Below are 8,164 nucleotides of genomic sequence, written 5' to 3'. Positions count from 1 at the left end.
TCAGCCGGCACACGCCGCAGGGCCGGGAAATGCCGCTCAACGAGCGCCTGCATCCGCGCCCGGCTCTCGGGCGTCGTCGGCTCGTGCTCTGCCTCGTCGTCGGTGCAGACCGCCGCCCAGCGCAGGGCGTTGAGCCAGACCCGGCGCGGCGCGGTGGCCTTGTCCAGCTCATCGGCAAGCTCGCCCCAGCTCGGCCAGAACGTGCCACGCCAGCCGCGCAGCACCTCGCGCACCAGGTCGCCGGGATAGGCGCGCAGGTTCTCGAGGTAGGCAGCCAATTGCAGCTCGGCCAGATCCTCGTCTCGCGCCGCGCCCTTGGTCATCAACGACAGGCGCACCAGGTCTGCAGTCGTCTCATCCTCGGTCGCCGGGGCCATGGCCGCCTCGATGTCGCGGGTCAGGGCGGCGATGCCGGCTCGGGGGCCACGTGCGACCAGCCGTGCCTCATCCCTGGCCATCACGACGCCGTGCGACCGCGCCTGCGATGCCACCCATGCCCGTCGATCCGCTCCTGCCGGCCAAGGGGCCATGGCGGCGAAATTTGACCGCGTTGGCGCACCATTTTCGCCAGGCCGCGTCCCAGTCTCGAAACACGCTGCCTTTTGCATGGTGGTGATCTCTGAATTGATGTGCCTCATTTTCGATCTCCGGCTGTTTCAGGCCCTTGAAGAGGGCGTCCTCGATATTCTTCGCGTTCGGCACCCACCCCTCGGGCAATTCGACCTCGGGCTTTCGGGGTTTGCGCCGCTTCCTTTGGGAATCCTCGATAGAGGATTCCTTTCTTCTGGCTTCTGGACTCTGGCTGGCATCGGCCACGCATTGCGGCGGCATTGCGCCCGCATCGTTCCCCTGTTGATTTCCTTTGGTTTTTTGCCGCTGTGCGCTCCACTTTTGATGCGCCGCATGGGTCGCGTTTTGTGTTCGATTTGTGCGGTCCATGAGGGCTTTTTCGGCGCGCCGATTGGACAGCATGCCGTCCGTCTCGGTGATCTTGCCTTGGTCCAGCAGGGCCTCGAGCATCCGCCGAAAAGCCGCCTTCGGCGCGCCGCAGCGGCGCGACAGGCGCGCGTCATCTCGGGGTATCGGCTGGCCCGCCTCGTAGATGAGGCAAAGCAGCGTGATATACGTGCCGCGCTCGGCCGGAGACAGGCCGCCGACGCCGCCGAGAAAGTCGGAAGGGTAGAATTTGATGAACGGCGTGTCGCCCATTTTGACCTCATTCGGCCCGGGCGGGTGATTTCCTCTTGCCGGGAAATCGGGGACACGGTATTGTCCTCCTAGACCTGCCAGGGTTCTTCGATACTTCGATCTTCTGACCGCGCCCGTGCTTGCCTCGCCGGGCGCGGTCTTCTTTTCAGGCCACCTTGCGCGCGGCCTTGGCTTCCTCGATGAAGTCCTCGATCTCGCTTTCAAGCCAGCGGACCGTCCGGGGGCCGAAGCGCAGCGGCGCGGGATACGTGCCCTGGCGACAGCCCTCCCATAGCGCGGTCTTGCTGATCCCCAAGCGGGCGCGGACCTGTGCGCCGGTCAGCATCCTGTCATCCTTGGTCATGTCGATCTCCTATGTTCTCTCGGGTCACGTTGTCCGGTGCGCCCTTCGCGTTCCAGTGGCGCTTTTCCCCTACGTGCCGCCCTGCGCCCGCCAGGCGTCATCCTTGGCCGCGCGGGCGCTCTCGGTGGCACGCTCGGCCAGCTCGACCATCTCGGTCAGCGCCTCGGCCTCGGGCGTAACCTCGATCTCATGCGCCAGGCGGTGGGCGACGAACAGGATTTGCTTCAACCTGTTCAGCTCCTCATCGAGGTGTTCGGACGCTTCGCGGAATTCCGGGGTGATGCCATTGTAGCCGCCGGCCGCGGCCGTCTCACGATCAGCCATCATCCTCGGCCGCCTCCAAGTCTTTCCGGAGTTGTTTCTGGGTCCGCTTGAAGACGACGTGGCGCGTCCTGGCGTCGTCGATCATATCGGTCAGGAGGCTTTTGAGCGCCTGCCGGTCGCCCGAATCCAGCATCTTTTTGGCTTGCGACAGATTTTCGATCAGCCGGCCATATTCCTCGATGCGCTCCTCGCGAACTTGCATAACGGAAGCGATCAGCTCGCTCACGCTACTCTCGAAATCTTCAACGGGCGGCATTTCAGTGTCCTTTGTCATGGTCGTGATTTCCTTCGGGGTTGGGGGTTTCATTCGTCGTCAGGGCGATTTTGCGTTCGCGGATGCAGCGGACGATCTCGCTATTCTGCGAGCTGACATTCTTCGCGGCCTGTTCCGCGATGAAGGCCTTCAGGTCCTCCGGTATCCGGAGCTGGAATGGCTTGAGCATGTGGGTCTCCATATAGTGTCCATATGCTATTAATGGCCAATGGACAGCATTGTGTCAACCGACAATCTCTGTCCATTTGACACTATGACGGAATCCGAACATCGCGCGCTCTCTGACAAGTTCATGCTGCGCATGCCGGACGGCATGCGGGACCGGATCAAGCGCGCGGCCGAGGCCAGCGGGCGGTCCATGAACTCTGAAATCCTGGCGGTCCTGCATGAAAAATATCCCGAACCCTTGCCGGGAACGGACCTCGAGGACAGGCTCAAGACGCTGGCGCAACGCATCGCCGAAGAAACGGACCCGGACGAGCGCCAGGCCAAGTTGGTGCAATTCCGCAAAGAGCTGGACGAAACCTTGGGCCTGAAGGTCGGCGCGGTGCTCGACATGCACGAGGCCAAGCTGCGCCGCTAACGCATGTTCACCACCGTCGCCCCGGCCGTGCCGGTGACATGCGCCGCCCAGCGCTCGATCAGGACGCGGCGGCGATCCAGGATGGCGGACCTCTGGTAGGACTGTTCCACGGCATTCCCGATCCGGTGACCGAGGCTCAACTCGGCAATCTCTCGATCCGCGCCGTGGTCTGCCGCCCAGCTGCGAAACGATGTGCGGAACCCATGGCTCGTGATGCCCTCGCGCCGCATGCGGCCCAGCAGGCGCTCGATTGCGGCCGAGGTCATGGGCCGGGTGCCGTCGCCGCTCTGCGGGCTGGGGAACACCAAGGCAGGCGACAGGCCGCGCATCCCCTCGAGGATGGCCAGCGCGTCCGGTGACAGTGGGACCTCGTGCGGCCGGCGCGCCTTCATCCGCCGGGCCGGGATCGTCCACAGCCCGGCCTCGAGGTCGATCTCGTCCCAGGTCGCGCCCCGGGCCTCACCACCGCGACAGGCAGTCAGGATGATGAAGCGCAGGCACCGCGCCGCGATGGCGTCACGCTCGACCAGCTCCGCGTAGAACTCGGGCAACAGGTGCCAGTCCATCGCGCCGAAGTGTTCGACTTCTGGCCGGACCCGAGGCAGGACGCGCAGCAGCCCGGTCGTCGGGTTGGGGCCAGTGTGGGTCCCGCTGGCGATGGCGCTTTCGTAGACCGCCACGAGGCGTTGCAACAGGCGGCGCGCGGTGTCGTTCTTCTCGGTCCAGACCGGGCTAAGGGCGGTCACAAGATCGGCGGCCTCGATCTCGCCCAGGGGCCGGTCACCGATCTTGTCGAACACGTGCCGCTCCAGCTGGCCCCACCAGCGGACCGCATGACCATGCGACCAGCTCGCCCGGTGCGCGGCGTGAAACTCGGCCGCCGCGCTGCGCAGCGTCATGCCGTCGCGCCGCTCGACCTCTCGGGGGTCCTTGCCGTCCCACGCCAGCGCCCGCCACCTGCGGGCCTTGTCTCGCGCATCGGCCAGGCTTAGCGCATGGACAGGACCGAGGCCGAGGTCGACGCGACGGCCGCGCAACGTGGTGCGCAGTATCCAGGACTTCGCGCCGGTCCGCTGCACGACAAGGTAGAGCCCCGCGCCGTCGCCGTGACGGCCGGGGGCCTTGATCGACTCGACCTGGCGCGCGTTGAGTCTACCCACCCGCGCCGCCTATCCGGCTACCGCCGCGAAAATCGTTCCCACATTCTTTCCCACACCTGAACAGAACTGCACCGAACATATAGACCCCTGCCGTTTCGCGATAGCCTTGAAAACAAGGGGTTACCGACTCGGGCGAACTGGCGTGAAACATAATCTGGTAGGCCCGGAGGGACTCGAACCCCCAACCAAAGCGTTATGAGCGCTCTGCTCTAACCAATTGAGCTACAGGCCCGCCAACCCTTCCGCTACTCAGAAAGGGCTGGCGCGTCAACACTGCACCGCTAGCGCGGGTCGAACCGGCCGATCGGTTTCCTGAGGTAGCTGTGCCCGTCCGCTTCGGGCTGGGGCAGGCGGCCGCCCCGGATGTTGACCTGAAGCGCCTCCAGCATCCGCGCGGGCAGTTTCAGGGTCTGGTCGCGCGCGTCGCGAGTGGCGATGAACTCCGCCTTGCCGATGCCGTCCTTCACGTGGCGGTTGCTCAGACGGTGTTCGGCGACCGTGGCCATGTATTGCGGCGCGACGCCCGCGGGCGGATAGTCGTGCCCGACATAGAGCCGCGTCTGCGCCGGCAGGTCCAGGATCGCACGGATGGAGTTCCACAGGTCCTCGGTGCTGCCGCCGGGGAAGTCGGCGCGGCTGGTGCCCGAGGCGGGCATCATCAGAGTGTCATGAACAAAGGCCGCGTCGCCGGCCACATAGGTGATCGAGGCGAGGGTATGACCGGGCGAGAACATCACCTTGACAGGGATCTCGCCCACCATGAATTCCTCGCCCTCGGCAAAGAGCCGGTCCCACTGGCCGCCATCCGTGGCCAGGTCCGGCAGGTTGTAGAGCCCCTGCCACAATTGCTGCACACCGGTGACCTTTTCCCCGATGGCATGGGGCGCGCCGAGTTTTTCCTTCAGGTACGGCCCGGCGCTGAAATGGTCGGCATGGGGGTGTGTGTCGAGCACCCAGTCGACGGTCAGCCCTTCCTCGCGGATGTAGGCGAGGATCTCGTCGGCGCTCTGCGTGCTGACGGCGCCGGCCTCGGGAAAGTAGTTCCAGACCGGATCAACGATGGCCGCGCGCCGCGTGGCCGCGTCGTGGAAGACGTATTGCAGGCTGCCGGTTGGGCGATCGAAGAAGGCCCTGACAACGGGGGACGGGGATTGCGAGGTCATGCGCTTTCCTTTCATACATTAGATTTCTTAAATGTATGTGGGGTCGTTGCGCGAGCCGTCAAGAGGGGGCGACGGGCCGGATTGGAACGGGATGCAAAAAAGCGTTCCGTTTTGCTGGCGCCCTGATAGTCTCTGATATGCATACATTCATATGGGGAGGAAAATTCTATGAAGAATCTGCTTTTGGGGGCCGTTGCCTCTGTTATGGCGACCTCTGCTCATGCAGGCATGAGCTGGTCCTATTCACCCGAGAGACCATCCGTGAGCTCCTCCGGCGATGCCAACGGGGCCTTGCTGGTGCTTTTGGTTGTGGGGGCGATCATGCTCATGAACGGTGCCGGGCAAGGCACCTCGCGCAGCAAGAGCACCATGGACAGCCGGGAAAGCCAGGACGACGACGACATCCTCATGAAGTTCTGAGCACCGCCGGATCCCTAGCGGGTCGGGGTCAGCATCCGCCGCAGAGGATCCAGTAGAACAAGACCAAGCCGATGTGTCATGAGGGGCGCATCGGCTTGGTCCGTCAGGCCAAAGCGGATCTCTTCCTTTTCGCGGATCAGGTAGAGCGTCCCGAACAGCCAGTCCCAAATGGCCAGCGTCTGTCCGAAGTTTCGGTTGTAATGCCGCTGCTCGATCGAGTGGTGAACCTGGTGCTGGGCGGGCGAGATGAAGATGCGCTCCAGCACCGGGCCGAAGCTGATCCAGATGTGCGAGTGCTGGAAATTGGTCATCGTGGCATTGGCCAGGAATATGAAGGCATTGGCCCCCGCGATTTCAGCAAAGGTCAGATGCGGGCCGTAGGTTCCGGCGATCACCCCGAACATCACCCCGAAAACCACCGTGTTGAGGGCCGTGGTGATAAGCGCGCCCACCGGGTGCTGGCGATAGGTGGTCACGGGCGTCAGCACCGACGCGCTGTGATGCACCGCGTGCAGCGGCCAGATCGTGTGAATGCGGTGATAGGCCCGATGAACCCAGTAAAGGAAGAAATCCCCGATCAGGAAGACGATCAGGGCCAGCAACAGGGGCGTCAGCTGTTGCTCGGTCAGGATCGGGCGCGGGATCAGGCCGGCGACCCAGGCCGCGACCGCCGGAGCGGCGGCAAGGCGCGCGGTGATGCCGATGGCCGCGATGACCCGGTTGATGATCAGCATGGCAAAATCGATCCGGATCGACTGGTGACGCCAGATGTCCCGCGGCAGCAGGAAGGCGATGAAACCACCCTCTTCCTTGCGCACGAGGTAGATCCAGAACGCGATCAGGCAGAAACAGGCAAGGTAGATCGGCGACAGAACCTCTGTCGGTCCAAGATGCTCTACCAGAAAGTCCCAGATCCCTTGCATGTATCGACAATCGCCCCGGCGAGACGGCCCGTCAAGTTTCCTGTGCCGCCCCCGCCGGCGGCATTGCCCGCATTTGTCAAACCCTGTATCGGCTTGGCCGAACGCCGAGCAAGGAAAGTTGGACATGACGAAGAACGGCCTGACCTACATGGATGCCGGGGTGGATATCGACGCGGGCAACGCGCTGGTGGACCGAATAAAGCCCGCGGCCAAGCGCACGAATCGCGCTGGCGTGATGGCCGGGCTGGGCGGCTTCGGCGGGCTGTTCGACCTGAAGGCCGCTGGGTACGACGACCCGGTGTTGGTGGCAGCGACCGACGGGGTGGGCACAAAGCTGCGCATCGCGATCGACACCGGAGAGGTGGAGGGCATCGGCACCGACCTCGTGGCGATGTGTGTCAACGACCTGGTCTGCCAAGGGGCCGAGCCCCTTTTTTTCCTTGATTATTTCGCAACCGGAAAGCTGGATGCGGAGACCGCTGCCGGCGTGATCGAGGGCATCGCCCAGGGGTGTGTTGATAGCGGCTGTGCCCTGATCGGCGGCGAGACGGCCGAGATGCCGGGCATGTACGCGGGCGGTGATTTCGACCTGGCGGGGTTTGCCGTGGGCGCGATGGAGCGGGGCACGGCCTTGCCGTCGGGCGTGGCCGAGGGCGACGTGCTGCTGGGGCTGGCCAGCAACGGCGTGCATTCCAACGGCTATTCCCTCGTGCGCCGGGTGGTCGACCGCTCGGGCCTTGGCTGGGGCGACGATTGCCCCTGGGGACCGGGACCCTTGGGGTCGGCCCTGCTGGTGCCGACCCGTCTTTATGTCACGCAGGTTCTGGCCGCGATCCGTGCGGGCGGCGTCCATGGCCTGGCCCATGTCACCGGCGGCGGGCTGACAGAAAACCTGCCGCGCGTCCTGCCCGAGGGGTTGGGGGCCGAGGTTGACCTCGATTCCTGGCCGCTGCCGCCGGTCTTTCGCTGGCTGGCCGACCAGGGCGGCCTTGATGCCGCCGAGATGCTCAAGACCTTCAACAGCGGCATCGGCATGGTCGTTGTCGTGGCCGAGAAGGCAGCGCAACGCGTGGCGGCGGTTCTTGCAGACGAGGGGGAAACGGTGGTGCCCTTGGGCCGTGTCACGAAGGGCGACGGGGTCAGCTACCGGGGCACGCTTTCTTGACCGAACGGGTCGCGATCCTGGTCTCGGGGGGCGGGTCCAACATGGAGGTGCTGGCCGACAGCATGACCGGCGATCATCCGGCGCGGCCTTGCCTGGTGCTGTCCAACGTCCCCGGCGCGGGTGGCCTGGAAAAGGCGCGCGCCCGTGGCATTGCCACAACTACCGTCGACCATCGGAGTTTCAACGGTGACAGGGAAGGCTTTGAAAGGGAACTGATTTCCGCCATTGACGCCCATGCGCCCGATATCCTCTGCCTGGCAGGTTTCATGCGCATCCTGACGCCGCTTTTCATCACGCGCTACTCGGGAAGGATGCTGAACATCCACCCTTCCTTGCTGCCGAAATACCCCGGTCTGAACACCCATGCCCGGGCGCTGGCGGCCGGCGACGCCGAGGCCGGCTGCAGCGTACACGAAGTCACCGCCGACCTCGACAGCGGCCCGATCCTGGGCCAGGCTCGGGTGCCGCTGCGGCCCGGCGACACGCCCGAGACGCTGGCGGCGCGGGTGCTTGAACAGGAACACAGTCTCTACCCGATGGTCCTGCGGCGCTTTGCGGCAGGCGACCGGTCGCGCGTCGATCTGCCCTGACTTTCGGTCC

General features: G+C 64.8%; 13 protein-coding genes and 1 tRNA gene. 4 read left to right on the top strand and 10 right to left on the bottom strand.

Going from position 1 to position 8,164, the window contains the following annotated elements:
* The 6 genes from VJ897_RS14490 to VJ897_RS14465 all read right to left on the bottom strand — a co-directional run.
* Positions 1 to 458, bottom strand: a 458-nt coding sequence (locus VJ897_RS14490; RefSeq protein ID WP_324056469.1) for a hypothetical protein, incomplete at its 3' end; no start/stop codon positions are given.
* Entirely contained in the window at positions 445 to 1,209 is a 765-nt protein-coding gene (locus VJ897_RS14485; RefSeq protein ID WP_324056467.1) for a DUF1376 domain-containing protein, read from the bottom strand. The genes VJ897_RS14485 and VJ897_RS14490, both read right to left, overlap by 14 nt.
* A gap of 145 nt (positions 1,210 to 1,354) precedes the next feature.
* Positions 1,355 to 1,552 carry a helix-turn-helix transcriptional regulator gene (locus VJ897_RS14480; RefSeq protein ID WP_324056466.1) on the bottom strand — a complete coding sequence of 66 codons (198 nt, stop codon included), beginning with the start codon at positions 1,550 to 1,552 and terminating at the stop codon, positions 1,355 to 1,357.
* A 69-nt stretch (positions 1,553 to 1,621) separates the two neighbouring features.
* Entirely contained in the window at positions 1,622 to 1,879 is a 258-nt protein-coding gene (locus VJ897_RS14475) for a hypothetical protein (RefSeq protein ID WP_324056465.1), read from the bottom strand.
* Positions 1,869 to 2,102 carry a hypothetical protein gene (locus VJ897_RS14470; RefSeq protein WP_324056464.1) on the bottom strand — a complete coding sequence of 78 codons (234 nt, stop codon included), beginning with the start codon at positions 2,100 to 2,102 and terminating at the stop codon, positions 1,869 to 1,871. The genes VJ897_RS14475 and VJ897_RS14470 overlap by 11 nt, the downstream gene beginning before the upstream one ends.
* 31 nt (positions 2,103 to 2,133) lie before the next feature.
* Entirely contained in the window at positions 2,134 to 2,319 is a 186-nt protein-coding gene (locus tag VJ897_RS14465; RefSeq protein ID WP_324056463.1) for an Arc family DNA-binding protein, read from the bottom strand.
* A gap of 84 nt (positions 2,320 to 2,403) precedes the next feature.
* Here VJ897_RS14465 and VJ897_RS14460 point away from each other — a divergent pair, with 84 nt between their 5' ends.
* Positions 2,404 to 2,733, top strand: coding sequence for an Arc family DNA-binding protein (locus tag VJ897_RS14460; RefSeq protein WP_324056462.1), 330 nt, complete (start codon positions 2,404 to 2,406; stop codon positions 2,731 to 2,733).
* Here the strand turns inward: VJ897_RS14460 and VJ897_RS14455 are convergent.
* The 3 genes from VJ897_RS14455 to VJ897_RS14445 form a co-directional block, all read right to left on the bottom strand.
* Positions 2,730 to 3,893, bottom strand: a complete 1,164-nt coding sequence (locus VJ897_RS14455; RefSeq protein WP_324056460.1) for a tyrosine-type recombinase/integrase — start codon at positions 3,891 to 3,893, stop codon at positions 2,730 to 2,732. The genes VJ897_RS14460 and VJ897_RS14455 overlap by 4 nt on opposite strands.
* Positions 3,894 to 4,048: 155 nt before the next feature.
* Positions 4,049 to 4,125, bottom strand: a tRNA-Ile gene (locus tag VJ897_RS14450).
* Between the two features lie 49 nt (positions 4,126 to 4,174).
* Entirely contained in the window at positions 4,175 to 5,056 is an 882-nt protein-coding gene (locus VJ897_RS14445; RefSeq protein ID WP_324056458.1) for an MBL fold metallo-hydrolase, read from the bottom strand.
* Between the two features lie 168 nt (positions 5,057 to 5,224).
* Here VJ897_RS14445 and VJ897_RS14440 point away from each other — a divergent pair, with 168 nt between their 5' ends.
* A complete protein-coding gene (locus VJ897_RS14440; protein ID WP_324056456.1) occupies positions 5,225 to 5,476 on the top strand; it encodes a hypothetical protein in 252 nt (83 codons plus the stop codon).
* A gap of 14 nt (positions 5,477 to 5,490) precedes the next feature.
* Here VJ897_RS14440 and VJ897_RS14435 read toward each other — a convergent pair whose 3' ends face one another.
* Positions 5,491 to 6,399, bottom strand: a complete 909-nt coding sequence (locus VJ897_RS14435) for a sterol desaturase family protein (protein WP_324056454.1) — start codon at positions 6,397 to 6,399, stop codon at positions 5,491 to 5,493.
* A 124-nt stretch (positions 6,400 to 6,523) separates the two neighbouring features.
* On the opposite strand from VJ897_RS14435, the gene purM reads away from it, so the two are divergent.
* Both purM and purN read left to right on the top strand, forming a co-directional pair.
* Entirely contained in the window at positions 6,524 to 7,564 is a 1,041-nt protein-coding gene (gene purM / locus VJ897_RS14430; protein WP_414706767.1) for a phosphoribosylformylglycinamidine cyclo-ligase, read from the top strand.
* On the top strand, positions 7,561 to 8,154 hold the full coding sequence (purN, locus tag VJ897_RS14425; RefSeq protein ID WP_324056449.1) for a phosphoribosylglycinamide formyltransferase: 594 nt from the start codon (positions 7,561 to 7,563) through the stop codon (positions 8,152 to 8,154). Before purM ends, purN begins: the two co-directional genes overlap by 4 nt.
* Positions 8,155 to 8,164: the final 10 nt, after the last annotated feature.

Source organism: Salibaculum sp. (assembly GCF_035270045.1).
In the GTDB taxonomy this organism is placed as follows: Bacteria; Pseudomonadota; Alphaproteobacteria; order Rhodobacterales; family Rhodobacteraceae; genus Salibaculum.
This window is presented reverse-complemented; position numbering and strand designations above follow the sequence as displayed.

Bases quoted from the DNA above. Each gene is read 5' to 3' on its own strand.
- VJ897_RS14475 (WP_324056465.1), bottom strand. From the start codon at position 1,879: ATGATGGCTGATCGTGAGACGGCCGCGGCCGGCGGCTACAATGGCATC.
- VJ897_RS14440 (WP_324056456.1), top strand. From the start codon at position 5,225: ATGAAGAATCTGCTTTTGGGGGCCGTTGCCTCTGTTATGGCGACCTCT.
- VJ897_RS14460 (WP_324056462.1), top strand. From the start codon at position 2,404: ATGACGGAATCCGAACATCGCGCGCTCTCTGACAAGTTCATGCTGCGC.
- VJ897_RS14465 (WP_324056463.1), bottom strand. From the start codon at position 2,319: ATGCTCAAGCCATTCCAGCTCCGGATACCGGAGGACCTGAAGGCCTTC.
- VJ897_RS14445 (WP_324056458.1), bottom strand. From the start codon at position 5,056: ATGACCTCGCAATCCCCGTCCCCCGTTGTCAGGGCCTTCTTCGATCGC.
- purM (WP_414706767.1), top strand. From the start codon at position 6,524: ATGACGAAGAACGGCCTGACCTACATGGATGCCGGGGTGGATATCGAC.
- VJ897_RS14435 (WP_324056454.1), bottom strand. From the start codon at position 6,399: ATGCAAGGGATCTGGGACTTTCTGGTAGAGCATCTTGGACCGACAGAG.
- VJ897_RS14485 (WP_324056467.1), bottom strand. From the start codon at position 1,209: ATGGGCGACACGCCGTTCATCAAATTCTACCCTTCCGACTTTCTCGGC.
- VJ897_RS14480 (WP_324056466.1), bottom strand. From the start codon at position 1,552: ATGACCAAGGATGACAGGATGCTGACCGGCGCACAGGTCCGCGCCCGC.